The sequence below is a fragment of the Halorientalis brevis genome (genome assembly GCF_042678165.1).
Taxonomy (GTDB): domain Archaea; phylum Halobacteriota; class Halobacteria; order Halobacteriales; family Haloarculaceae; genus Halorientalis; species Halorientalis brevis.
Genome location: NZ_JBHUDJ010000003.1, coordinates 681144 through 706871 on the forward strand (window position 1 = coordinate 681144; position 25728 = coordinate 706871).

Annotated in this window: 21 protein-coding genes; 5 read left to right on the forward strand and 16 right to left on the reverse strand. The window is 64.8% G+C overall.

Features of this window, described 5'->3' with window-relative positions:
- Positions 1 to 119: 119 nt before the first annotated feature.
- Positions 120 to 2465, reverse strand: a complete 2346-nt coding sequence (locus ACFR9U_RS10615; protein ID WP_247373518.1) for an ATP-binding protein — start codon at positions 2463 to 2465, stop codon at positions 120 to 122.
- 187 nt (positions 2466 to 2652) lie between these two features.
- The gene (locus tag ACFR9U_RS10620; protein WP_247373516.1) at positions 2653 to 4353 is read right to left on the reverse strand and encodes a methylmalonyl-CoA mutase family protein; all 1701 of its coding nucleotides are present in this window, start codon (positions 4351 to 4353) and stop codon (positions 2653 to 2655) included.
- A 159-nt stretch (positions 4354 to 4512) separates the two neighbouring features.
- Between ACFR9U_RS10620 and ACFR9U_RS10625 the strand changes: the two genes are divergently transcribed.
- A complete protein-coding gene (locus tag ACFR9U_RS10625) occupies positions 4513 to 6198 on the forward strand; it encodes a histidine kinase N-terminal 7TM domain-containing protein (protein WP_247373514.1) in 1686 nt (561 codons plus the stop codon).
- Positions 6199 to 6278: 80 nt separating this feature from the next.
- Here the strand turns inward: ACFR9U_RS10625 and ACFR9U_RS10630 are convergent, their stop codons facing one another.
- The 6 genes from ACFR9U_RS10630 to ACFR9U_RS10655 all read right to left on the reverse strand — a co-directional run bounded on the left by ACFR9U_RS10630 (position 6279) and on the right by ACFR9U_RS10655 (position 14773).
- On the reverse strand, positions 6279 to 8645 hold the full coding sequence (locus tag ACFR9U_RS10630; RefSeq protein ID WP_379814282.1) for a hypothetical protein: 2367 nt from the start codon (positions 8643 to 8645) through the stop codon (positions 6279 to 6281).
- A gap of 99 nt (positions 8646 to 8744) precedes the next feature.
- The gene (locus ACFR9U_RS10635; protein WP_247373510.1) at positions 8745 to 9545 is read right to left on the reverse strand and encodes a CBS domain-containing protein; all 801 of its coding nucleotides are present in this window, start codon (positions 9543 to 9545) and stop codon (positions 8745 to 8747) included.
- A 78-nt stretch (positions 9546 to 9623) separates the two neighbouring features.
- Positions 9624 to 11195, reverse strand: a complete 1572-nt coding sequence (locus ACFR9U_RS10640; protein ID WP_247373497.1) for a DHH family phosphoesterase — start codon at positions 11193 to 11195, stop codon at positions 9624 to 9626.
- Between the two features lie 107 nt (positions 11196 to 11302).
- Positions 11303 to 11731, reverse strand: coding sequence for an HTH-type transcriptional regulator LrpA1 (gene lrpA1 / locus ACFR9U_RS10645; protein WP_247373495.1), 429 nt, complete (start codon positions 11729 to 11731; stop codon positions 11303 to 11305).
- 211 nt (positions 11732 to 11942) lie between these two features.
- Positions 11943 to 12878, reverse strand: coding sequence for a thiamine pyrophosphate-dependent enzyme (locus ACFR9U_RS10650; protein WP_247373493.1), 936 nt, complete (start codon positions 12876 to 12878; stop codon positions 11943 to 11945).
- Between the two features lie 2 nt (positions 12879 to 12880).
- Positions 12881 to 14773 carry a 2-oxoacid:acceptor oxidoreductase subunit alpha gene (locus ACFR9U_RS10655; RefSeq protein WP_247373491.1) on the reverse strand — a complete coding sequence of 631 codons (1893 nt, stop codon included), beginning with the start codon at positions 14771 to 14773 and terminating at the stop codon, positions 12881 to 12883.
- Positions 14774 to 14990: 217 nt separating this feature from the next.
- Here ACFR9U_RS10655 and ACFR9U_RS10660 point away from each other — a divergent pair, with 217 nt between their 5' ends.
- On the forward strand, positions 14991 to 15710 hold the full coding sequence (locus ACFR9U_RS10660) for a DICT sensory domain-containing protein (protein ID WP_247373489.1): 720 nt from the start codon (positions 14991 to 14993) through the stop codon (positions 15708 to 15710).
- A gap of 41 nt (positions 15711 to 15751) precedes the next feature.
- On the opposite strand, the gene ACFR9U_RS10665 is transcribed toward ACFR9U_RS10660, so the two are convergent.
- The 5 genes from ACFR9U_RS10665 to ACFR9U_RS10685 form a co-directional block, all read right to left on the reverse strand.
- Positions 15752 to 16900 (reverse strand): acyl-CoA dehydrogenase family protein, encoded by a 1149-nt coding sequence (locus tag ACFR9U_RS10665; RefSeq protein ID WP_247373486.1) that lies wholly within the window; start codon positions 16898 to 16900, stop codon positions 15752 to 15754.
- A 165-nt stretch (positions 16901 to 17065) separates the two neighbouring features.
- Entirely contained in the window at positions 17066 to 18775 is a 1710-nt protein-coding gene (locus ACFR9U_RS10670) for a long-chain fatty acid--CoA ligase (protein WP_247373484.1), read from the reverse strand.
- 131 nt (positions 18776 to 18906) lie between these two features.
- Positions 18907 to 19500, reverse strand: coding sequence for a chemotaxis protein CheC (locus ACFR9U_RS10675; RefSeq protein WP_247376118.1), 594 nt, complete (start codon positions 19498 to 19500; stop codon positions 18907 to 18909).
- A gap of 105 nt (positions 19501 to 19605) precedes the next feature.
- On the reverse strand, positions 19606 to 20280 hold the full coding sequence (locus ACFR9U_RS10680) for an O-methyltransferase (protein ID WP_247373482.1): 675 nt from the start codon (positions 20278 to 20280) through the stop codon (positions 19606 to 19608).
- 44 nt (positions 20281 to 20324) lie between these two features.
- Positions 20325 to 21143: a BtpA/SgcQ family protein gene (locus tag ACFR9U_RS10685; RefSeq protein ID WP_247373479.1), complete on the reverse strand. Its 819-nt coding sequence runs from the start codon at positions 21141 to 21143 to the stop codon at positions 20325 to 20327.
- A gap of 108 nt (positions 21144 to 21251) precedes the next feature.
- Between ACFR9U_RS10685 and ACFR9U_RS10690 the strand changes: the two genes are divergently transcribed.
- Positions 21252 to 21773 (forward strand): hypothetical protein, encoded by a 522-nt coding sequence (locus tag ACFR9U_RS10690; RefSeq protein WP_247373466.1) that lies wholly within the window; start codon positions 21252 to 21254, stop codon positions 21771 to 21773.
- A 47-nt stretch (positions 21774 to 21820) separates the two neighbouring features.
- Here the strand turns inward: ACFR9U_RS10690 and ACFR9U_RS10695 are convergent, their stop codons facing one another.
- The 3 genes from ACFR9U_RS10695 to ACFR9U_RS10705 form a co-directional block, all read right to left on the reverse strand.
- Entirely contained in the window at positions 21821 to 22387 is a 567-nt protein-coding gene (locus ACFR9U_RS10695) for a thioredoxin family protein (RefSeq protein WP_247373464.1), read from the reverse strand.
- Between the two features lie 65 nt (positions 22388 to 22452).
- Positions 22453 to 22701, reverse strand: coding sequence for a hypothetical protein (locus ACFR9U_RS10700; RefSeq protein WP_247373462.1), 249 nt, complete (start codon positions 22699 to 22701; stop codon positions 22453 to 22455).
- A 58-nt stretch (positions 22702 to 22759) separates the two neighbouring features.
- Positions 22760 to 23176, reverse strand: coding sequence for an EamA family transporter (locus tag ACFR9U_RS10705; RefSeq protein ID WP_247373460.1), 417 nt, complete (start codon positions 23174 to 23176; stop codon positions 22760 to 22762).
- Between the two features lie 102 nt (positions 23177 to 23278).
- On the opposite strand from ACFR9U_RS10705, the gene ACFR9U_RS10710 reads away from it, so the two are divergent.
- On the forward strand, positions 23279 to 23995 hold the full coding sequence (locus ACFR9U_RS10710) for a YqjF family protein (protein ID WP_247373458.1): 717 nt from the start codon (positions 23279 to 23281) through the stop codon (positions 23993 to 23995).
- Positions 23996 to 24060: 65 nt separating this feature from the next.
- Positions 24061 to 25728 carry an acyl-CoA synthetase gene (locus tag ACFR9U_RS10715; RefSeq protein WP_247373456.1) on the forward strand — a complete coding sequence of 556 codons (1668 nt, stop codon included), beginning with the start codon at positions 24061 to 24063 and terminating at the stop codon, positions 25726 to 25728.

Consider the following 25728-nt stretch of genomic DNA (forward strand, 5'->3'; position numbering starts at 1 on the left):
CGCAATATGATGGTCTGTCGAAATCGTGACCCTCGCGTAATGTGTTTTGTGAAGGTCACTTTGCATATCGGACTCGTTGACACCGAGGCCAGCGCATCGAGCAGGCCTGCGTGCAGCTGTCACTCCGCGGCAGGAAACGTGAGGCGGATCGTCGTCCCTCGGTCGCTGGACTCGACGACCGTGATCGTGCCTCCGTTCGTCCGGACGATCCAGTTCGCGAGCCAGAGGCCGAGTCCGCTGCCGTGGTTGAGCGGCGTCTCCGTCTCCCCCTCCAAGACGGCACAGTCCTGGGACGGCAGGCCTGGGCCCTCGTCGCTGATCGTGACCGCGAACTGTTGCCCGTTCGAAACCCGCGAGACGGTCACGGACACGGTCGGCTCGGCCGTCGTCGCGTGTTGGAGCCCGTTCTCACAGAGTTCACGGAACGCGACGTCGACGGTCGTCTCGACGGCGGCGGGCGCGGCTTCGGCACCAGCAACGTCGACTGTCCCTGCGGGATAGTCGGCTTCGAGGTTCGCACTGATCTGGTCGAGTATCGCCCGGAGATCGACCTGCTCCAGGTCGGTGTCGCGTTCGTCGACTTTCTGGAACGTCCGGGCTTTCTCACCGAGTGCCGTCAGCTTTCGGCCCGTCTTCAGAATCTCGGCTGCGCTGCGTTCGAGGGCGGGATCGCTGGCCTGATCGCGGATCATCGCGGCGCGCCCGATGACGACGTTCATGTCGTTTCGGATGTTGTGCCGGAGCACGCGGTTGAACACGTTCAGCGCCTGTTCGCGACGCTTGCGCTCGCTGATGTCCCGGAGGCTGGCGAGAATCCTGGTCCCTTCGGGCAGTGCTATCGTCGCGGCCGTCACCTCGAGGGGGATTCGGTGGCCGTCCTGGCCCGCACAGGCGAGTTCCTCGATCCACCCGCGACCGCCCTCTCGAACCTCCGTGATCAGTTCCTCGAACCGTTCTCGGTCCTCGGGACAGATCGTCGACGCGGCGACCGACTGGAGGGATTCGGGGTCGTCGTACCCGAAGAGGTCCGTGGCCCGGTCGTTGCAGTCGACGATCTCGTCGTCGTCCGGATCGATGAGCAAGAGTCCGTCGCTGGCGGACTCGAAGATGCGTCTGGAGCGTTCGTGTGCAGCGCTGAGTTCCTCGATCCACTCGGTCCGCTCGAGTGCTGCCACGGTGTTCGATCCGATCATCTTCAACAACGAGACGTCGATCGCGTCGAAGGCTTCGGCCGTCTCGGCGGACACCGTTACGACGCCGAATCCGTCGAGCGGGATGACGACCTCGCTCTGGACGGTTCCCGCCGACGCTGCCTCGTTCTGCGGGACCGCGGTGCTGTCGAACGTCGTCACCTCGCCCTCGTCGACGGCCGCCCACAGTCGGTCCGTTCCGGCGTCTCCCCGGTGGAGCGTTCGTGACCCTACGTTGCCGCTGAGACTCGTCACCTGCTCGAGGGTCGTCTCGTCGTCGTCCAGGAGCCACGCGCGGGCGCTGGGGGCCTCCACGGCGTCCCCGGCGATGCCGATCGCGATCTCGCAGACGCCGGCTTTCGTCGTCGCACGCATGAGTTCCGTCATCCCACCCTGGAGCGTTTCCAGTGCCTCCTCTCGTCGCGTCCGCTCGAGTTCGTGGCTCAGCCACCGGGCGATGAGGCTCACGAAGGTCTGTTCAGCCTCGCTGAAGCTACTGTGGGGCGAACGGTCGAGAAAGCAGACGGTCCCGTACAGCGTGCCGCCGACCACGACGCGCGACCCCAGATAACACTCGATGTTGCTCCGCTCGTAGGCCGGATCGTCGCTCCACCCCTGTTCACTGGCGTGGCTGAACGCGAGGACGTCGTCGGTCTCGATCGTCTTCCGGCAGAACGTCCGTGGGAGGTCCATGAGATCGCCCGGTTCGATCGGCAGGTCGCCGATGCTCGCGACGATCTCGTAGTGTTCGGGTTCCCGGTCGATGGTCGACAGGTGGGCGTTCTCGACGTCGAGCCTGTCCAGCCCGATTTCGAGCATCCGGTTCGCTTTCTCCGTGAACGACAGCGACGCGTCGGTCGCGACTTCGTAGAGGTCGGTCAGGTGCGCCACGGACGCCGTCTGCTCGCGTTCGTCGTCCGACCGCCGCATCTCGACCATCCCCCGAACGCGGTTCGCCAACCGCTCGAACCGGTCCTCGCCCCCCGCGACGACGTCCGTCACCGTCGCCGTCTCCGGGCCGCGATGCCCGCCAGCCTCGGATTCGCCGGCGAGCACGACCACGGGCGGCCGGGATGCGCTGGCCGCCGCGTCTTCGACGACCGCCCACTCGTCGTCGGAGAGCGGAGCGACGGCGACGATACAGTCCACTGCGGGTCGACCGTCTGTCGATTCCAGGATCGTCACTCCGTCGTAAACCTCATCGAGTGCTGTCTCGATGCGGTCGACCGGCTCTGCCGTGTTAGCGACGACCACCGCGGTGAGTCCTTCAGACATCACGCGCTGGTTCCGAGACGACGCCAGCTACTTGCCAACTGATGAGAAGTGAGCTCCACTTCGATGCCACGTGGCAATTCATTACGTAACTCGCAGGACCAGACCGATATGAAGGTATTGGGACACACTCCACCAATGGCCACGCTGTGGGCCCGTGACAGCAGGCGGGATGCCGAGTTCTCGGACGTCACGCCAGTCCGACGGTCTCCTGGTAGGACCCGTAGTACTCCTCGAAGACGGCCATGATCTCCCCCATCGTCGCGTAGGCCTTGACGGCCGCGATGATCGACGGCATCACGTTCTCGTCGTTCGCGATGGCCTCGCGAACCGACTCGAGGGCGTCCGCGACCGCTTCGTCGTCGCGGTCGGCTTTGACCTCTGCGAGCCGTTCGCGCTGGCGTTCCTGCACGTCGTCGTCGACTTTCAGGATGTCCGGCTCGGTGTCCTCCTCGATGGTGTACTTGTTGACCCCGACGACAATCTCCTCCCCGTCGTCGACGCGCTCCTGGTACTCGTAGGCCGAGTCCTGAATCTCGCGGTGGAAGTACCCCTGCCGGATACCCTCCAGCACGCCGTCCCGGACGGAGCCGTCGCCCATTTCCTTGATCTCCTCGATGTAGGCCATCGTCTGCTGTTCGACCTCGTCGGTCAGCGCCTCGATAGCGAAGGAGCCGCCCATCGGGTCGACGATGTCCGCCGCACCGGACTCCTCGGCGATGATCTGCTGCGTGCGGAGCGCGACTCTGACGGCTTCTTCGCTGGGCAGGGCCAGGGCCTCGTCGAAACTGTTGGTGTGGAGGCTCTGGCTGCCGCCCATGACGCCCGCCAGCGCCTGAATGGTGACGCGGACGACGTTGTTGAGCGGTTGCTGGGCCGTCAGGGACTGACCCGCCGTCTGGGTGTGGAACTTCAGCTGCTTGGCCGCCGGTTCGTCGGCGCCGTACCACTCGTCCATGATCCGCGCGTAGATGCGGCGTCCGGCGCGGAACTTCGCGACTTCCTCGAAGATGGAGTTGTGCGAGTTGAAGAAAAAGGAGAGTTGGGGACCGAACTCGTCGACGTCGAGGCCCCGCTCCAGACAGTCCTCGACGTAGGCGAAGCCGTCCGCCAGCGTGAACGCGAGTTCCTGGACGGCTGTCGATCCGGCTTCGCGGATGTGGTACCCCGAGACGGAGACCGGCTTGAACGTCGGCGTTTCCGCGACGGCGAACTCGATGACGTCGGTGACGACCGAGAGCGAGGGTTCCGGCGGCACGACCCACTCCTTCTGCGCGATGAACTCCTTGAGCATGTCGTTCTGGAGTGTCCCGCGGATCTCCTCGCGCGGAACGCCCTGCTGGTCCGCCAGCGCGATGTACATCGCGTAGATGACCGGCGCGCTCGGGTTGATGGTAAAGGACGTGGAGACCTCGCCGAGGTCGATCCCGTCGAACAGGATCTCCATGTCTCGCAGCGTGTCGACGGCGACGCCTTCCTTTCCGACTTCGCCGTCGCTCATCTCGTCGTCGCTGTCCAGGCCCATGAGGCTCGGCATGTCGAACGCCGTCGACAGGCCGGTCTGGCCCTCGTCGATGAGGTAGTGGAAGCGCTCGTTGGTCTCTTCGGCGGTGCCGAACCCGGCGAACTGCCGCATCGTCCAGGTCCGCCCGCGGTACATCGTCGGATACGGCCCGCGAGTGAACGGCTCCTCGCCGGGGAATCCGAGATCCTCTGCGTAATCCAGATCGGCGACGTCCGCGGGCGTGTACAGCCGGTCGACCTCGAGGTTCGAGACGGTCGCGAAACGCTCTCGGCGCTCTCCGTAGGCGTCGAGCACCGGCCCGAGGGTCTCTTCTTCCCACTCAGTGCGCCCCTCGCGAATCGCCGCGAGGTCGTCCTCGTCGTACATGCCACATGTTTACATTCGGCGCGCGCTTAACCCTTCGGCCGGGAATAATGACTTCGATGTCGGGGACGACACCGACCGCCGACGAAGTGTGTCGGTTTCGAAGTTTCAATTTGAACCTCATTTCTTAATAGGGGGGACTCGACTGGGGAATCGTCCGAAATGGATTCGTTCCAAACACTCCTTATCATCGCCTATATTGCGTGCGGTCTTTTGCCGTTGATTCTCGTCCGTCCGGTGCTCCGGAACAGGGACAATCCGGGAGCGGTCGGCATGGGAATCGTCATTGCGGGGCTCAGCCTCTGGGGACTCGCCAGTGCTGCACACACGGCTGTCACGACGCAGGGACTGGCGTTCATCACCTGGAACGTTCTCCTCCTGGGCGCGAGTTTCTCGATCATCGGTTGGTTTCTCGTCTTATCTGTGTACACTGGGCTGCTCACACCGACGCGTCGCGTGCTTGGTCTCCTCGCGCTCGAACCCCTCCTTTTCCAATTGTTCGTCTGGACGAATCCCGCTCACCACCTCGTCTACGGTCAGGGAACCTCGTTTACCGCCGTCACGAGCATCGTGTCGAACTATCAGGCTATCTTCTGGGTGCACGCCGTCGTCGGATACGTGTTCAACCTCGTCGCTGCCCTGCTCGTTCTCAGTGAGGTGCTCAGTGCACGCGGCGTTCGCCGAACGCAGAGCATTGCACTGTTCGCGAGCCTGATTCCGCCGACCATATTCAACGTGGTCCACATCGTTGCGGAGACGCCGTTCGACCTGACGCCGTTCGGGTACGTTGCGACGGTGTTCATCCTGGGCTGGGCGCTCTTTCGCGCGCAGCTGCTGGACATCGTCCCGATCGGTCGAGCACGGGCCGTCGAGAACATGTCGGACGCAGTCGTCACTGTCGATACCAACGGGCGAGTCGTCGACTGTAATCCGGCTGCCCGCGAGATGGTCGACGTCGGCCCGAACTACGTCGGCATCTCGGGTGAGGAATTCTTCTCCGCGTTCCCGGACGCGGTCGATCGCTTCCAAGACAGGGACGTGGTCGACACGGAGATCAGCGTCACCCAGGACGGTACTGTCCGATACTTCGACATTAGCATCTCGCCGATTCACGATCTCGCCGGTAAACAGGAGGGGCGACTGATCGTCCTTCGGGAGATCACGCTCCTGAAAAAACGGGAACAGGAGCTCCGGGAGCGCGAGCAGGAACTCGATCTGTTACGGCAGGTACTGTCACGCGTGCTTCGCCACAACATCCGGAACGACCTCACGGTCGTCAAAGGCTACAACGAACTGTTGGCCGCTGACCTCGCCGGTGAGCAGCAGGCGATGGCGGAGAAAGTCATCTCGAAAGCGGACGACCTGGTCGCGATCAGTGAGAAAGCACGATCCATCGAGAAACTGATCCAGAAAGACCAGCAGCCGATGACGATCGACCTGAGTCAGATCCTTACGGAGACGTTCAACGAATACCGGACGCAGTTTCCGACGGTGTCGTTCACGCTCGACTGTCCCGAGAACTGTACCGCGGTCGTGACGCCGTCTATCGAACTCGCAGTCAAGAATCTACTCGGGAACGCAGCGAAGCACAACGACTCGGCAGCCCCTGAGGTCGACGTGAGACTCACCGAACGTGACGAGACCGTTCGCCTGACCATCAGTGACAACGGACCGGGAGTACCCGCGCAGGAACTCCGAGTGCTCGAGCAGGGAGAGGAAACGCCGCTCGAACACGGGAGCGGCATCGGCCTCTGGATCGTGCACTGGGTCATCAGCAACTCGAACGCGTCCATCGACTTCGACGTCGACGACGACGGAACCACTGCCGTACTCACCGTCCCAGCGTGACCCAGCCTCGCGAGTCCCCACTCGACGTCCTGGGGCCGTCCCGATGAGCGAAGGAAGGGCTCGTTGGGGTCGCGTCGCGCCTACCCTGCTCGAACTGTCCCGGAGGACGTCGCTACTCCGTGATCCGTGGGACCACGTCGCTCGTGATACTCGCCCGTTGCGTTCTCGATGTTTTCGACGCGAACTGTGACGGTCGTTTCACCCGGGAGCGTGTAAGGAACGCCGTTCTCGTCGACGACCCAGTCCAGCCGGACGGTGACCGTGTTCGTCGGCTGCGACTCGGGATCGAGGTTGTCGGCCGTGACCGACAGTGTGCCGATCTCGACGGTCCCGTTGGCCGTGTTCGCGTCGAAGACTTGTGCGTCCGCCTCCGAGCGGTGATCGCCCCAGCTGGAGCCGGCTTGCATCGACGTGGCGTTGACGTCCAGATCCAGCGAGAGGCCGATGGCGGGCGGTCCCGTTCGGTTCGCGCTCATCGACATCGCACCGACACCTGCGGTGACGTCGTGGAGCGTCACGTTCGTCGCGGTTTCGTTCCCCACCGGGACCGAGAGCGTGGTGTTGCGCAGCGAGAACGACACGGGGCGTGGCGTCTCTGCGCCGATCACGAGTCGACGCTCCGCGACCGCACCGCCCTCGCTGGTGTCAGCACCGCGGAACGTGAAGTCGTACAGGCCGGCGTCCACGTCGTCGACGGTGAGCGTGAGGTTCTCCGTTCCGCTCGCCGGGAGTCGCGCGACCGTCGTGCCCCGGAACTGCTCGATGCTGACGGACTCGTCGGCGAACAGGTTCCGGAGGGTCTCGGCTCCGACCTCGTCCCCGCGGAACCGATCGGCGCTGACGAGCAGGTCGTAGTTCTGGCGCTCGGATTCGATCGTGAGCGTCGCGTTGGACTCGCCAGCGGCGCGATCGACGTACTGCTTCGGTTCGCGCCCGGGGTAGTAGCCCCGGTGGAGCTCCTGGGTCTCGAGCTGGAAGGTCGCACTGTCGCGGTCGCTCTCTTTCAGCGCCCACCCGCTCGTGCTCCGGATCGGCGATCCGTCGCTCGTCTGGAGGTAGTACGTCCCGCGCTCCAGGGTCGCTGATTCGACGATCACGCGGCCGTCCCCGTCGAGTTCGACGCGGCGGACGACGTGCGGATCGAAGTCGTCGTATTCGCCGGGCACGACGACGAGGTCGACCGTCTCACCAGCCGCGCTCGGCCGAACGAATTCCAGATCCTGGCCGCGGTAGTACGTCTCCCCGGATGTGAGCGGCTCGATCGGTGACTCCTCTTGGTCCGTGGCGTTCTCCGGGAGTGTCATCGTCAGGACGCTACTCGAGACGGTTCCGGACGGACCTGGGTACCCCTGTATCCCGACGAGAGTGACCTGCCGGTTCGATCCGGGAACTGCGACTGTCGACCTGGCGCCGTCGACGCGCTCGCTGAAGCGTTCGTTGCCGTTCGGTCCGACGCCGACGAGATAGCTGCTCGCGTCTTCGGGGTCGCTCATGTCACCGCCTCCGACGAGGGTGATGCCGTCGCCGTCGGGGAAGGCGTTCTGCACCTGCACGTCGTCCGCCTGCGGATACACTCGACTCCAGCGGGCGACGCCGTCACGTCCGAGTTTGGCCGCCCACGGGTTCTGTCCGTGGTGATCTGCGCTGTACGCGCCGGCGACGAGGTACCCGTCGTCGGTCGGCACCACGCCGGCGAGTCGCTCGACGCGAGAGCTCTCGTAGGTCCGATTCGCCTCGACGGCTCCGTCGTCGCCGGTCTCCAGCACCCACGGGTGTTCGTATCCGACGGTGCCGGCGATGAGATAGCCGTCGCCGTGCGCTTCGATCGTCTGCGGCGAGGCGTCGATCTCGTACGTGCGATTCCAGCGCAGGTCGCCGTCAGTGCCGAACTGCTGGAGGGTGACGGCTTCTCGGTCCGGCGACGGACCGATGAGCGCAGGGCCGTCGGCGCCGACGGGGAACCCGCCGCCACCGTAGTGCCCACTGCGGTTGAGCGGTTCTCGCCATCTGACCTCGCCGGCTTCCGTCGCGCTGACCAGCCAGACGGAGTACCCGCCGAACCCGTCCTCCGACGGCTCGTACGCGTACTGGAGGAAGTAGACGTTACCGTTCGGTCCGGTATCGAGGGCAGCGATACCGCTTCGGTTCGCCGTGTCGTAACTCCGGGTCCACGCCGTCGACCCGTTGGCGGCGAGCTTCAACAGGGTACCGTCTCCGTCTCGGAAGCCGGTACTCCCGCCGAGGAGGACACCACCGTCGGGCGTTCTCGTGGCCGTTACGATGGCCGTGTCGTTGAAGGTTCGATTGCTGCCGTCGTCGGCCGACTGGGCTGACGACGCGTCCGATACACCCGTCTCACTGGCCGTCACTGGCGCCGCCATCGCGGCGACGCCGAGGAGGGCGACGATGACTGCCAGTTCACGTGTTCGCAGTCTGCGAGGACACATCGTCCGAGGGGTTTCATTTCATTCGAGAACAACCTTTCGAAATTAGAGACGTCTGTGAGAACGTGTGTCGTAACCAGACGCGACGTGTCCACCGGGACGTTACTGGTCGTCCTGGAGTCGTTTCGTCGTCTCGATCAGCGGATGGTGGGCGTAGTCGACCTCTTCGATGTCGTCGATGCTGGAGAGATTCTCCTTTTCGGCGGTCTTCGCCATGCCCAACTCGACGCGTTCGTCGATGACGATGACGTACGCGTCCATCTTTTCGATGTCCAGTTTGTCGGCGGCTTTCACGCGGTGGTGCCCGTCTGCGAGCAGCAACTGGCCGTCGTTGTCGATGACGACGAGCGGTTCGGCGAGGCCACGCTCGAGTTCGTACCGTCGGCCTTCGAGTTCGTCGGCGTACACTCGACTCTGGGTGGGAATCAGGTCCGACAGGGGGACCTTCCGGCGATCCTCGCTGGCCTCGATGCCGTGGATGCTTTCGAGCGTCCGGATCAGCTTGTCGACTTTCCCGGGCGTCGCGCGCTCGATCTGGCTGCGGATGACGTCGGCGTTGCTGATGATCCCGACGAGATTGCCGGCGTCGTCGACGACCGGGAGGCGCTGGATCCCCGCCCGGAGGATGACCCGAGACGCGTCGGTCAACTTCATGTCCGGATGTGCGACCAGCAGATCCTGGGTCATGACCTTGAAAATCGGCTCGTGATCTTCGGCCAGCAGGAGGTCGCGTGCGCTGACGAACCCCTCGACGTGGCGACCGTCACAGACCGGGAACCCGCTGTGGGTGTCGTCAGACTCAGCAATGCGTCGAGCGACGTCGTCGACGAAATCATCGGGTGACACGGTCGCAACGTCGCGGGTCATGTAATCTTTGACCCGTGGCTTCCCGTCGTCGTCCATCAGGGGAGTCATCTTCCCCCGCGGTGAAAACCCCTTCGCTACCGTCCCTATTCGGTCGTCGACACCGGCTCGTGGCCCTCACCGAGTCGCGAACCACGAGTCGTCGGTCGTGAACGCCAACCCGGCCGTCTCCCGTCGTGGCCGAGACCTGAGTGCCTCGTAGAAGCGCTCGGTGACGAACGTCTCCAGATCCGTCGAGGGACTGGGTTCCGAGGTCACTGCGGCCGTCGACTCGCCGTCTGACGCGCTCTCTTCGGACCCGACGGCGTCGACCGTCGCCTGGCCGTCGCCGTCGGCGCTCGTGATCGGCACCTCCGGGTCCGTCGCGAGCGTCGTCTCGGCGACCGGAATCTGTGCCCCGGCCATGTCGGCGTGGCCGCCGGCGCTGCCGATCTGGTCGAAGGCGTCCCGGAGCGTCTCGCCGAGGTCCAGGTCGGTGCCGCGGGCGCGACCGGACACGTAGATGACGCCGTCGATGACGCCGAAGACGACCGTCGCGTTGATCCCGTCGAGGTCGAGTAACTGGTCGGCTGCCTGGGCGAGCGCGTCCCTGTCACCGAGGCCGTCGACGCAACTCGTGAGGACTGCTCCGCGGCGCTCGCGGTTGCTGATCGCGCTCGCGACGGTCTCCATCGTATCGCCGCTGATGCTGGGCGACTCGATCCGTTCGAGCGTGCCGATGTCGGCCGTCGGGACGATCGTCGCAGCCGCGTGGAAGTCCGCGATGGACACCTCCCGACTGAAGTCTTTGGTGTCGATTCGAATCCCGAACAGCAGCGCCGTCGCGACCGTCTCGTCGAGTTGGATGCCGAACTGCTGGAGGTACTGGACGAGGAGCGTGCTCGTCGCACCGACGCTGCTCCGCAGGTCCACGAATCGGGCGTCGACGGGCGCCCGCGGCGGATGGTGGTCGATCACGATGTCGATGTCCGTGTCCGGCGGCAACTGATCGTTGACGCCGGGGCGCGAGTGATCGACCAGCGCGAAGCCGGCGTACTCCGAGAGATCGACGTCGGACTCCAGGCGACAGAGGTCCAGGTCGAGCAGATTGATGAACGCGCGGTTCTCCTGGTGGGAGATGCGGCCGTAGTAACAGATCTCGGCGTCGACGCCGAGCGCGTCCGCGATCCGCTGGAGGGCGACCGCGCTCGCGATCGCGTCCGGGTCCGGGTTGTCGTGTGTCACGATGGCCAGCGTGCCCTCGATGTCCCAGAATACCTGGCGGAGCTGGCGAATCTGGAGCCCGTCGTCGCCGATGCGATCCATCAGGAACTCCGTCGTCGCCGTCCCAGAGTCCACGACGTCGTCGGCGACCGAACGGAGCTCCGCCACGACGTCCGAATCCGGGTGGTCGCCTGCGTACGCTAACACAATCGCGCCGGGAAACGCGACGCTGACGGCGCGAGCCGCGTCGAGGTTGGCCGAAGGGTCGTCGTCCGCGACGACGACTGTGTCGACGCCGTCGACCTGTTCCCTGAGCGTCCCGGCATCGATGGTGGGCACGTGCGTGGCTGCGACGCCTTCTTCGCGCAATCGCTCGACGCGCCGCTCGTTCTCGTCGACGACGAGCAGCGTCCCCGGATAGCCCGCCATGGCTTCGACGAGGCCGTGTCCGAGCGACCCACACCCCACCACCAGCCGGGTGTCCATGTCCGTCCCTCACCGCCCGAGGTCAATAAAGGCTTAGAAGCAGGGCTGTCCGCCGACGAACCGGGAAACCAAGCACCGTCCACGGAGCGGACGGGCGTCTGCGATCGTTACTTCAGGCGTTCCTGCAGGAACGAGGGATGAGCGGCCGGAACGCCGTCGATGGTGAGGATGTCCTCGTTGATGACGTCCCCGAGCGCGTCGCCGTCGGGGGCGTGGACCTCGGCCATCAGCATGTGGTCGCCGCTCGAGGTGTACAACGCCTCTACCTCGTCGATGTTTTTCAGCGTCCGCGTCACCTCGACGTACCTCTCGCTTTCGACGTCCAACCCGACCAGGGCGATGGACTTCGAGGAGAGTTTCTTCGGATCGACGTCGGCAGAGTACCCGACGATGACGCCTTCGTCTTCCATCTTTTTGATGTACTTGCGAACGGTCGGTTTGGAGACGTTTGCCCGTTCGGCGATCTCCGCGTAGGATGCCTGGGCATCCTCCTCCAGAACAGATAAGATGCGTTCCTCCGTGGACTCGACGGCCATAGTAGTAGGTTTTGCTTCCGCGAAAAAATACCTTCCGAATCCGCAAATCGCGGTTTGGCTGGTCGAGTCTCGATTCGTTCCGGCCGACATCGCACCGTCGCCTACCGACGAAACCCCACGAACAGCGGTTTGCAGCCGTCCGGAGACGATTGTCGCTCTGTGGACAGGAACGCGACGGTGGTCGGGGAGTGGAAAATATCGGCGTGGTGGGTTACCGGTGGTAGTGCATCAGGTCGGCGGACCGCTCCCACTCGGCGTCGTCGTCGAAGTACTTCTCGGCGAGCGGCTCCTCGGGCATCTCACCGATCGCGCGCTTCTCTTCGCCGTAGGACGGGCGGTCCTCGTCGACGTAGAAGCGGCCGGTGAGGACTTCGCCCTCGTACAGTTTGGACTCGACTTCGTACATCATCTTCCCGGCTTCCTCCCGGTCGGTCACGTCGAAGTCGTAGTCGTCGGACTGCTGGACGTCCGTGTACGGGACGTACTGTTTCGCGTCCTTGTTCCAGGTGGGACACTGGGTCAGGAAGTCCACGTGGGCGAAGCCGTCGTGCTCGATCGCCTCGGCGAGGATCTCCTTGGCCTGGTTGGGGTTGACGGCCGCCGTCCGGGCCACGTAGGTCGCCCCGGCGGTCAGCGACAGCGAGAGCGGCCGGATCGGCGATTTGGCGCTCCCGTGGGGCTGGGTCTTGGACTTGTGGCCCATCGGACTCGTCGGGGAGGTCTGACCCTTCGTCAGCCCGAAGATCTCGTTGTTGAACACGATGTAGGTCATGTCGTGGTTCTCGCGGGCCGTGTGGATGAAGTGGTTGCCGCCGATCCCGTAGCCGTCACCGTCACCGCCGGCCGCGATGACCTCCAGACCGGGGTTGGCCAACTTGGCAGCGCGAGCGACCGGCAGCGATCGGCCGTGGATGGTGTGGAAGCCGTAGCTCTCGAAATACGAAGAGAGCTTCCCGGAACAGCCGATGCCGGTACACAGGAGCGTCTCCTCGGGGGTACGGCCCACTTCGGGCATGGCCTGTTTCAGCGCCTTGAGGACGCCGAAGTCGCCACAACCCGGACACCACGTCGGTTGCGGTTCGATGCCGGGGGTAAACTCGTCGCGGTCGATCTCCCGTTCTTCGTCGATTGCACTGAATGCACTCATGATTAATCACCTGCCGCAGGGACGAATTTCGTTCCCTCGGGGATTTCCGGCTCCCCGTCGACCGTCCGTTTGAACCCGTCGACGACCTCGTAGGGCTCGAACGGTTCGCCGTTGTACTTGAGGAAGCTGTGCAGTTTCGGCCCGAACCGACCCAGTTCCTTCTGGGTGAGGCCGCGGAACTGCGCGGTCGCGTTCATCTCCACGACGACGCACTCCTCGACCGATTCGAGGAAGTCCGTGACTTCCTGTTCCGGGAAGGGGGCGAGGTCGCTGACGCCCAGGGCCTTCACGGAGTGACCGTTGTCGTTCAGTCGGTCGACGGCCTCGAACACCGTGTCCTGGTGACTGCCCCACGCCATGATGCCGTACTCGGCGTCCTCGGGGCCGTGGTACGTCTGGTGGGACTCCTCGCCGCCGTCGAGTTCCTCGCGAATGGCGTTCAGTTTGTCGAGTCGGGCGTCCATCTGGAGGACGCGGTTCGTCGGGTCCTCGCTGATGTGGCCGACCTCGTTGTGCTCGTTGCCGGTCGCGAGGAACCGACCGCCCTTCTGGCCGGGCACCGAACGCTGGGCGACGCCGTCCTCGCGGTCGTAGTTGAACCGCTTGAACTTTCCGGAGGCGTGGTGGGCGGCTTCAGCGAGTTCCTCCTCGGTCATGGTCGCGCCGGGGTCCGGATTTGGTTCCCGGTCGAAGAAGGACTCGTCGACGTTGCGCAGTTCCCCCTGGAGCTTCTGGTCGTAGACGAGAATCGCAGGGATCTGGTACTCGTAGGCGAGGCGGAACGCCGCGCGAATCTGGTCGTAACACTCCCGGATGTTGGCCGGGGCGAACACCACGCGCGTGGAGTCGCCCTGGCTCGTATACAGGACGTGTTCGAGGTCTGCCTGCTCTGGTTTGGTCGGCATCCCGGTCGATGGGCCGGCGCGCATCGCCTCGATGAGGACGACCGGCGTCTCGGTCATCTCCGCTAGCCCGAGTGGCTCGGACATCAGCGCGAAGCCGCCGCCGGACGAGCCGGACATCGCCTTCACGCCGGCGTGGGAGGCGCCGATCGCCAGCGACGCGGCGGCGATCTCGTCCTCGACCTGCTCGGAGATGCCGCCGATCTCGGGCAGGTGCTTGGACATGATCGTGAACACGTCGGTCCACGGCGTCATCGGATAGCCCGAGATGAACCGACAGCCCTCGTCGATCGCCCCGTAGGCGATGGCGTTCGACCCCGAGAGCAGGACTTGCTGTTCGTCGTGCTCGCCCGTCGGTGCGCGGAGGTCGTGCGTGAACTCGTAGTTCTCTTTGACGTCCTCGTAGGCCTCTTCGAGGATCTGCAGGTTCGCCTCCAGCACGTCGCCGGACATGGCGTCTTCCATCAGGTCCTCGACGTGGGTCAGATCCATGTCGAGTAGCGCTGCCGTCGCGCCCACGCCGGCGGTGTTGCGCATGACCTCGCGGCCGTGCTCGCGGGCCAGGCCGCGCAGATCCAGGGGGTAGACGTGCCAGTCGTTCTCCTCGGCGCGCTCGTCGAGGTCGGCGACGTCGTCCTCGTCGAGGAGCCCTTCGTCGTAGACGACGACGCCGCCCTCGTTCAGTTCGTCAAGGTTCTCGGTGAGCGGTTTGACTTCCTCGTTGCCGTAGTAGGAGTCCTCCGAGGGGTTCCGCGCGAAGCTGTCGCCCAGCGCCAGGAGGAAGTTGAAGCCGTCGCCCCGCGAGCGGACCGGCTCCGAGTCCGCGCGTACTTCCACGTACGTATGCCCGCCGCGAATACGCGACGGATAGTGTCTGTGTGTGAACACGTGCAGTCCCGCCCGCATCAAGGCCTTGGCGAAGTTCTGGCTCGTCGAATCGATCCCGTCCCCGGAACCGCCAGCGATTCGCCACATCAATTCCGTGTCTGTCATGATAAATCATCGGCCGTGGTCGGCCGCCGTATACGAGAAACCGTTCGCCGTAGCCAAAGAGTTTGCGAATTGTTAGCACGAATTAATAATGACAAATCGCGGAAACAAACACAGAAGTTCGTGATGAACAGCGGGGGCGTTGTCGGTCGTCACCCGGCTGTCACGCCCGGCCGCACAAACGCTAAGGGGACCGACCGCCGATGGAGGGACAAGGCGAATGTCTCTCACGGAACTGATCGCGGGGGTTGAAGCCCACGAGAAGACGCTGACGGTGTTCAACGCTGCCGACGCAGTCACCCAGGAGCTGCGCGATCAGTTCGCAGACCGGAACCTGACCGTGACGAGCGAGACGACAGCGAGCGGAAAACCCGGAGAGTTCGTCACGCTAAGCGACGACGGCGAGGTGCTGACGGCGACGAGTCTCGACAGGCTCCGGTCGACGCTCGCCGACGGCGAGACGGTCATCGGACTTTCGGAGAGCCCCTATCGTCCGCTGCTCGAGTACCTCGACGAGACGATGTTCACGTCCTGGAGCACTGATCGGATGGTCGCGGCCTCTCGGGAGATCGAAGATCGCGCCTGGCGAGTGGGCGACGGCGAACTCTACGCCGGCTTCCAGTACCTCTCGACGCTCCGCGGTGAGCTCCCCGCCTACGAACGACTGGGCTCGAAAAACCTCGACGTCCACGCGTACGCGACCCCCGACGAGGACCCGCCCAGCCATCTCGGGTTCACTCTCCACATCGAACGCGCCGAAGAGATCGAACAGTCCTGGTTCGTCGTCTTCGACGGCAACGGGAAGGACGCGAACAAGTGCGCACTGCTCGCTGAGGAGCGCGAGCCGCGATCCTTCTACGGCTTCTGGACCTACGACCCCGACACCGTCGACTGGATCATCGACTACCTGGACTCGGAGTACGGGTACGTCGAGCAGTGATCTGACGGCCCTTCACGGAGGTTACGGTCGTTACCCGTGCCTCACCACTGCCCGTAGATCAGATTGCGCTGCACCTCGTTGGCACCCTCGTAGATGACGGGGATGCGCACGTCGCGGTACACCCGAGAGATGCGGTTTTCGGTGAGCACGGATCGACCCCCGTGAAGTTGCATCCCGCGTTCGGCACACATAGTCGCGGTCTCGGTCGATTTGACCTTCGCCTGTGCGGCCCAGAAGCCAGCGTTCTCGTCGTCTTCCACCTTCTGACAGGCGCGCCAGTTGAGTGCGCGGGCGCTCTCGAACTCCGTGCGCATGTCCGCGAGCGTGTGCTGGACGGCCTGGAACTCGCTCACGGTGCGGCCGAACGCGTTGCGACCGTGGACGAAGTCGTAGGCTTCCTCGATGGCCGCGGCAGCGAGCCCGAGCCCGTGGCCGCCGACGACGACGCGACCGTGGTTGAAAAACTCCGCCAGCATGTAGAACCCCGCGCCCTCGGTACCGATGAGGTTCGCTTCGGGGATGCGGCAGTCGTCGAGGGTAATGTGGGCCTGCTTGGAGGCGCGAAAGCCCATCTTCTCGGGGATGTGTTCGGCCTCGTAGCCGGGCGCGTCGGTCGGAACGACGAACAGCGAGAAGTTGCCGTAGCGGTTCGTCTCGTCGTCGCCCGTCCGCGCGTACAGCGTGATCCAGTCGGCCTCGACGCCGTTGCCGATCCAGTACTTCTCGCCGTCGATGACCCACTCGTCGCCCTCCTTCCTGGCGGTGGTCTGCATCCCAGCCAGGTCGCTCCCGGTCTCGGGCTCGGACACCCCGAGCCCCGTGCGCTGGTCGTTTTCCGCGACCGGGCGGAGGAACTGTTCTTTCTGCCGCTCGTCGCCGTACTCCTGGAGGATCTCTGCGCCGAAACTCGCCAGTTGAAGGGTCAGGGCGATACCGGCATCCGCCCGGTAGAACTCCTCTGCGATCGCCAGCACTTGCGCGAGCGACAGTCCGCGGCCGCCGTACTCCTCGCTGATGTCCTGTGAGACCAATCCGGCGTCCATCCCGGCCTGGAGGATCTCCTCGGGATACTCGCCCGACTCGTAGTACTCGGCGGCGTTGGGCTCGATGTGCTCCGCCGCGAACTCTCTCGCTTCCTGTTTCACGTCGCGAGCGTGCTCGGGGACGATGTCCTCGGTCAGTAGTTCCATGCCGTACGTCCACAGGGGCCACACTTTATTAAGCGCATGGAACGCTGGAAAGTAAAAACGGGGTTGTAGTTTAATCTGGTAACGCAGGCAGGTAGAAAATATACCGTTTCTGAGGACGGGTGCGGCGGGACCCGGTCGCTCGATCAGTAGCCTGGTCGAGACGGCTCAGTCGTCGTCGGGGGCTGCTTCTTCCGGGACTTGCCCCTCGACGAGTGACTCGTCGGCGTACTGCTCGCGCAGGACCTTCTTGTCGAACTTCCCGGTCGCGGTTTTGGGGACCTCGTCGATGGTCATGAACTCGTCCGGGAGCCACCACTTCGGATACTCGTCCTGGATGAGGTCGCGCAGGTCGGCCTCCAACTGCTCGTCGTCGACGCCTTCGGCGGGGACGACGAACGCGACGGGTCGTTCCTGCCAGCGCTCGTGGGGAACGCCGATGACCGTCGCCTCTGCCACGTCCTCGTGCGCCATGAGAGCGTTCTCGAGTTCGACCGAGGAGATCCACTCGCCGCCGCTCTTGATGACGTCTTTCGACCGGTCGACGATCTTGACGTACCCGTCGTTGTCGACGCTGACGATGTCGCCCGTTTTCAGCCATCTTCCGGAAGACGTACCGTCTTCCGACTCCCCGGTCGCTTCGCTCCCGGGGACGTCTTCGAAGTCGGATTCGTTCGCTTCCGGACGCTTGAAGTACTCCGTGGTGACCCACGGTCCGCGGACGTACAGTTCGCCGAACTCCACGCCGTTCCAGGCGATCTCCTCGCCGTCGTCGTCGATGACCTTGAACTCAAGGCCGGGCGCGATGAGGCCCTGTTTGGTGCGCTTTTCGACCTGCGTGTCGTAGTCCGCGTCTTCGAGATCGCCCTTGAGATGCGAGACGCTGCCGATGGGCGCCATCTCGGTCATCCCCCAGGCGTGGAGGACTTCGACGCCGTGGTCGTCGAAGAAGCGCACCATCGCCTCGGGCGCTGCGCTCCCGCCGACGATGACGGTCTCCAGCTCGGAGAGGTCAACGTCGTTCTCCTTGACGTACTCCATCAGCCCGAGCCACACGGTCGGGACGCCCGCAGTGATCGTCACGCCCTCGTTTTCGATGAGTTTCGCGAGGTCTTCGGGCTCGGGCGATGGACCGGGATAGACGTGTTTCGCGCCGCCGGCCGTCGCACTGAATGGCATTCCCCAGGCGTTGACGTGGAACATCGGGACCACGGGCATGACGACGTCGGTGTCCTCCATCGGAATCCCCTGGGGCGACTGGCTCGCCATCGTGTGGCTCCAGAGCATCTTGTGGGTGTACTCGACGCCCTTCGGCTTGCCCGTCGTCCCCGAGGTGTAACACATCCCCGCGGGTCGGTCCTCGGAGAGCGTGGGCCAGTCGTAGTCGATGTCGTGGCCCTCGATGAACGACTCGTAGTCGGTGATCGGGTCGAGGTCGGTTTCGGGCACCTCGTCGCCGATGACGACGAACTGGTCGACGCCGTCGAACTCCTCGGCGCCGGCGGCTGCACCCTCAAGTTTCGGCAGGAGTGAGGGATCGACGAAAATGACGCTATCGTCGGCGTCGTCCACGATGAACTGGATGTGCTCGTCGGGGAGCAGCGGGTTGATGAGGTGGAGTTGCCGCCCCGTCGTCGGGATGGCGAAGTACGTCTCGAAGTGGCGGTTGTGGTTCCAGCAGAACGTCGCCACGCGGGCGTCCTCGGCGACGCCTGCCTCGTCCAGCGCGTGCGCGAGTTGTGCTGTCCGGTCGCTGAACTCGGTGTACGTGTACCGCTCGATTCCCTGGTGGGTACGGGAGACGATCTCGGTCTCGGGATAGAGTTTCTCCGCGCGCCACAAGAACGGCCGTAGGGTCTGGTCCGTGCCTCCGGGCATGTGAAGGGATACCAGCGCTTGCGCCTTGATTGTTCCCCCAAACTATGTTGGGATCTAGTTACGAAACGGTTGTCACTGTTTGGGTCCGGGGTGGCTGCAGTAACCAACGGAAACGAAGGACCAGGTCCGGACTACACTTCGAGTTGCTGCATCAGCCCGACGAGTTCGTTGAGCTGGGGGAACGTGTACACCTTGACGTCGATGTCCTCGTCCTGGGCGTGCACGCGAGAGTCGAACATCAGCGCCATGTCGCTGTCTCGGTCGCCGATGATCTCTTTGACCGTTCCGCTGCCGGGACCGAACGTGAAGTTCGGCGTTCCCATGTCGATGGTCGTCTCCAGCACGTTCGCCCACCCGTCGATGAACGCGCTGGTCATGATGTTGCCGATCTCCTGGATCGCGCTCTTCTCCATTTCGGTGAACCCGCTGGCGTTGGGGTCGGTGTCGCCCATGTCCCCGATCATCCCGGCTGCGAGGTTCTTCGCGCTCTGGGAGCTGAACAGAAAGAGAACGTGCCCGTGTGGCGGTTCCTTCATCTCGATGTAGATCCCGATCTGGCGCTCGTCGCCGACGTGTTTCAGGATGTCCGGCACGTCGATGAAGTTGATCTTCGTGATCTCCATCTCCGTTTCCATCCCGGTCATCTGGCTCATGTGGCTCGCGACCGTGTTCCCGCCCTCCTTGGCCATCTTGTTAAAAATACTCAACTTACGGATATCGATCATCAACTCGCTCATACTGGGCCCTAACTGCCCGTGAGTTCCCATGGGTCCTATATAACTGGTCCCCAGCGAGTATCAAATGCTATAACGTACGGCCCGGCGGCCCCGTCACGCCGTCCGGTGACTGACGGCGATCCCCTCGCCCAGCGGGATGACGCCGGTCTCGAAGGCGGGGTCGCCGCGGACGGCTTCGAGGTACTCGTAGACGCCCTGCGTCTGTGCGTTCACGTCACCGATGGGTTCGTCGCCCTCGACCAGCGTCGAGAGCGCATCGAAGTCGATCGGACCGGCAGTCATCGCGTTGTCGGCGACCACGACGCCGCCGGGGGCCACCTTCTCCCGGACGGACTCGAATGCCTCGCGGTACCGATCTTTCTCGTTGTCGATGAGTACCACGTCGAACGGGCCGTCGTACTCGTCGATCGTCTCGATGGCGTCGCCGAGTTCGTAGCTCGCGAGGTCGTCGAACCCGCCGCGGGCCATGTACTCGCGGGCCTGGTCCAGTTCGTCCTGGTCGACCTCTGTCAGGACGACCTCGCCGTCGTCGGGGAGCGCACGAGCGAACCAGTACGCCGAGTAGCCGAACCCGGAGCCGAACTCGAACACGCGGCGCGCGTCGACCAGGCGGGCGAGCAACTGGAGCCACCCGCCGACCTCGGGGCCGACCGTCGGGAATCCCTCGGCGGCGGCCTGGTCGTCCATCTCGTCGATGACGTCGTCGGTCTCGGGGCCGAGCATCCGCGCGAACCTGGCGCTCGTCTCGGGGACGATGTCCGCAGTCATCACCTCATCTTCACTCGGCGTGGACAAAACGCTGGCCCAGGACGTTACCGGTCTCGCGCGGCCACGATCCGGCTCACCCGCTCCGGATCGACCGGATTCGTCGTCACGCCGTCCGTTTTCAGTGCCGTCCCGACGATAGCGCCGTCGGCCACCGAGAGCAGGTCGCCGACGTTCTCGGGGGTGACGCCGCTGCCGACGAACACCGGGATCGACGCGTCGACGTCGTCGCGCTGGTCAGTTACGCGCCGGAGGTCGGTCGTCTCTGTCGCGCGCCCGGTCGCCGGTCCTGAGACGATCAGCCCGTCGGCGTTGCCGCGGTCGATGACGTCCGCGACGGCCGTCTCCAGCGTCCGATTCCCCAGCGGCGCGGAGTGTTTGACCGCCACGTCCGCGAAGATGGCGACGTCTGCGTCAAGCCGGTCGCGGAGGCGGAGCGTCTCGTGGGCCCGCCCCTCGATGACGCCCTGATCCGTGACGCGCGCGCCAGTGTGGACGTTCACGCGGACGAAGTCGGCGTCGACTGCCGCTGCGACCGAGAGCGCAGCGGTCGCGTCGTTTCGAAGGACGTTGATCCCCAGCGGGAGGTCGACGGCCGTCGAGATCACCTCGGCCACACACGTCATGTCTGCGACGACGTGCTCTGGAACGCTCTCGGGGTAGAACGGCGCATCACCGTAGTTCTCGATCACGAGTCCGTCGACGCCGCCGTCGGCGAGGGCGCGAGCGTCCGCGAGTGCACGCTCTCTGATCCCGGCCCGGCCGGCCTGCTCGTCGTAGCCAGGTGCGCCCGGGAGCGCCGGCAGGTGGACCATCCCGACGACGGGCTGGGCGGTGCCGAACGTCGCTGTGGGGTCGAGTGGCATTGTACCCTCTTCTCTGCCGGCGACAAAACAACTTGGCTGTCTGGGTGTCCGATCTCTAACGGGTCACCCGAACATACTCCCGGCTTCTGCCCGTAGTTCACTCGTCCGATGTCTCCCGACCACCCACAACCTGATCCGCTCTACCGATTCCGCCACCTGATCGGACCGGCGATCGACCACATCGCACACGCGTTCGGACAGCGGGAGTACGTCGTTCGCGACGAGGGGTACGTCGGCACGGCCCCGGAAACGGCACCGGAGTTCGAGAAGACGCTCCGTGACCTCGGCTTTGCCTGGGACCCGCTGAGCCTCTACCACCACACGCCATCGGGACGGACGTCAGACGCGAGTTGGACCTACCGGGAGACCCCACTGGTGGACCGGCAACTCCACGTCGTGCTCTTCGAACAGGGGGACGACACCGTCGACATCTACGCTCACGAGGAACCCAGTTGGGTCCGGCATCCGCTGAAACACGCGTTGATGGACGACATCGATCGCTCCAAAGGCGTCGCCAGGACGTGCGCGCTGTTCGATCAGGCAGCGATCGAGTACCAGCAAAAGTCACCCTCGGCGATCACAGCCGGGCGGCTCACTGACTCCATCCGAGCCAAGCTCCCCGTACTGTAGCAGTCAGTCACAGTCGGGCGACGGTCGAAAAGACCGCCTGTCGTCGATCAGTCGTCCTTCCACTTGATCGAGCAGCCGCGACTCGGCTTGAACTCGTCGTCGATCGCTTCGCCGTCGAGCAGGCGGTCGATGAGCTCGCGCATCTCGTGGTTCGTCGGTTCGTCGTCGGGATTCAGCGCGTCGTCGATGCGGCCGTGGTACGCGAGCCTGAACTCTCCGTCGTCGGCCTCGAAGAGGAACGGGTCGGGCGTACACACGGCGCCGTACTCCCGGGCGACGTCCTGGGACTCGTCGCGGAGGTACGCGTCGTACTGGATCGTCCCGTCGGCGACGAGCTCCTGCATCTTCTCGTAGGAGTCCTCGGGATACTCCTCGGCGTCGTTGGCGTTGATCCCGATGACGGCGACGGAGTCGTAGGCGTCGGCGATGTGGTTCAACTCGTCGAACTTCGCCTTCGCGTACGGACAGTGGTTACACGTGAACACGACGAGTGCTGCGTCGTGGTCGTCGAAGTCCGCCAGCGAGTGCGTCTCCCCGTCTGCGCCCTCGAGTTCGAACTCGGGTGCGACGTCCCCGCGCTCGATGGCGTCCGCTTCGGAGTCGAGTGCGACCATACGAACGGTTTGGAGGGCCGCAACCAAAAGGATGGTACTACCGTGGTCAGACCAACGACTGGCAGTTACTCGTCACTGTCGGTGTGGACGTAGTTGCGGACGGTCACGTATCCGGGGACGAACAGCGAACCGACGACGCCGGCACCGACGCCGAGCAGCGTTCTCGTCTCGGTGCTGGAGGTCGGGGAACCGACTGCCTGCAACGCGAACTGACCGCTGTGCCAGACCGCGAGCACGGCACCGATCGTCGCGAGGACCGCCGCCAGTGCACGGACCGGGATGGACACGAGCTTGCGGGCATGGGAGGGGGACATGCATGCGGTCGTTGGCGGGTCCGACCCATGTGTCTTCAGCCAATCCTTTGTGGCCCTTTTAATTCACGCCAGTGAGGTAGACGGCAAGTATCGCGAAGCCGATCCCGGCTAGTTTCCGGGCTGTGAGCGGTTCATCGAGGACGGCCATCCCGATGATGGAACTCGTGACGATGAACAGACCGAAGATCGGAACGACGACGCTCACCGGTCCGGCTGCGAGCGCCCGGTAGTACGCGAGAATGCCGATCGTGAGACAGATCCCGGCACCGTAGGCGTAGATCGCGTGGGAGTCAGTGAGATACGGGACGACGGCCGTGTCGGAGGCGACGACGACGACCGTAGCACCGATCACGAGCATCCCGTTCGCGACCAGGAGCGCGACGTCGCTGGGGATCTCGGCCGTCGCAAGCTTCACCAGCGGTGCAACGAGCGTGTAACTCGCCAGTGCCAGCAGTGCCCACGAGAGATAGCGCATGGAGAGACGCAGTGTCTCATCGTGATAGCCCTTTCCTGTTGACGTCGACGCAGTTCCGTCGCGACCGATAGGTCAAAACTCGTCCGGACCGTACGTCTCGACATGACCGGCCCGTCACTGCTGGCGATGCGCTGGGAAGACGTCGTGTTCGCTCACTGGGCCATCGATCCAGCGATCGTCGCTACGAAACTACCGGCGGACCTGTCGGTCGATACCTTCGACGGAAACGCCTACCTCAGCGTCGTCGGGTTCGACATGCGAGACATCCGTCCCCGCGGGTTCCCGCTCGGCCGGTCGTTCCCAGAGCTGAACCTGCGGACGTACGTGCAGGGCGATGCCGGCCCCGGGATCTACTTCTTCAACCTGGACGCCGACGACGCTCTGAGCGTGGCGCTGGCCCGCCGGCTGTTTCGCCTGTCGTACTACCGCGCCGAGATCGAGATCGAGGAGGGCGACGACGGCGTTCTGATTCGGAGTCACCGAACGGACGACAGCGTGCCGCCGACGGACTTCGACGCGACCTGTCGACCGCGGGGCGACCCCGACGAGCCCGAACCGGGGACGCTCGCGTGGTTCCTGACCGAGCGCTACCGGTTCTACGCCAACGTCGGCGGCGGCGACCACCTGTTCGTCGGGACCGTCGATCATCCTTCCTGGCCGCTCCAGTCGGCCGCACTCACTATCCGCGAGAACGATCTGTTCAGAGTCAACGGGTTCGAGACGCCCTCCGAGGACCCGCTGGTCCACTACAGCCCGGGCGTGGACGTGACGGCCGGCGCCGCCCTCCCGCTCGCGGCGACCGGGTCGTTGTGGGGCTGATCCGCCGGGACGGTCCGCTTGCTGCAACCGAAAACGGAAACCGACGCGGCGGTGACACTCCGGGTATGCCATGGACGGTGATGCCGTCGTTCGAGACGCACGAGCAGGCCCGCGAGGAGTTCGCGTGGGACCTGCCCGACGAGTTCAACCCGGCCGTCGATTTCCTGCAGAAACAGGACAATCCGGACCGCATCGCGCTCGAACAGGCCTACCCGGACGGTCGTCGAGAGTCCTACAGCTACCGTGACCTGGACCGCCGCTCGGACCGGCTCGCACGGGGCCTCGCCGATCTCGGGATCGAAGCGGGCGACCGCGTCGGCGTCGTCGTGCCGCAGAAACCCCAGAACCCCATCACCCATCTGGCGAACTGGAAACTCGGCGCGGTGTCGATCCCGCTCACCGTCCTCTTCGGCGAGGACGCGCTCCGGTACCGCCTCGACGACGCCGGTGCGTCGGCCGTCGTCGTCGACCCGAGCGTCCGCGAGGAGATCGACGCCGTCCGCGACGACTGCCCGGCCCTGGAGCACGTCGTCGAGATCGAGACCGACGACCCCGCGGGTGACGTCCGCGCCTTCGAGGACGTGCTGGCGGGCGAGGACGGTGACGACGTCGGTTTCGAGCCCTACGACGCGACGCCCGACACCCACACCGCCATCATGTACACCAGCGGCTCGACCGGCCCGCCGAAGGGCGTGCTTCACAGCCACGCGCTCTGGCTCGGTCGCGCGGCCGCAGCGTACAACTACTTCGACCAGGGACTCGGTCCCGACGCGACGGTCTGGACGCCGGCAGACTGGGCCTGGGGCGCGGCACTCGGTGGGACGCTGTTTGCGACCTGGCACCACGGCGGCACCATCGTCGGCTACCCCGCCCGGGGATTCGACGCCGACGACGCGTTCTCGCTGCTGGAGGAGTACGACGTCACGCAGTCGTTCATGCCGCCGACGGCGCTCCGGATGTTGATGGACGTGGACGACCCCACCGACGAATACGACCTGGCGGTCGAGACGTTCGCCGCGGCCGGCGAGCCGATGACGCCAGAGATCGTCGAGTGGGTCGAGACCGCGTTCGCGGACGTGGCGGTCAACGAGTTCTACGGCCAGACGGAGCTCAACCTGGCCGTCGGGAACTCCTCGACGTGGTTCGAGACCCAACCGGGAAGCATGGGCAAACCCCTGCCGGGCTACGACCTGGCGATCCTCGACCCCGAGGCGGCCGACGCGGGTGACGTCGAGCGCCTCGACGCGGGAGAGACGGGTGAAATCGCACTCCGTCCCTACGACCGGTCGGTCTTCTTCGACGAGTACTGGAACATGCCCGCGAAGACCGCGGCGAAACGGGTCGGCGACTGGTTCCTCACCGGCGACCTCGCCGAACGAGACGAGGACGGCTACGTCTGGTTCAAATCGCGCAAGGACGACGTCATCATCACTGCGGGCTATCGCGTCGGTCCGATGGAGGTCGAGGAAGCCATCCTCGAACACCCGGCGGTCGCTCAGGCCGGCGTCGTCGGCGTCCCCGACGAGACCCGCGGGGAGATCATCAAAGCGTTCGTGGAGCCGACCGAGGCCCCGCGTGAGACCGACGACCTGCGCGCGGAGATTCGAGACCTCGTCCGAGACAACCTCGCCGAGTACGAGTACCCGCGCGAGATCGAGTTCGTGGACGAACTCCCGCAGACGACCACGGGGAAGATCCGGCGGCTCGAACTGCGCGAACGCGAAAACGAGTAG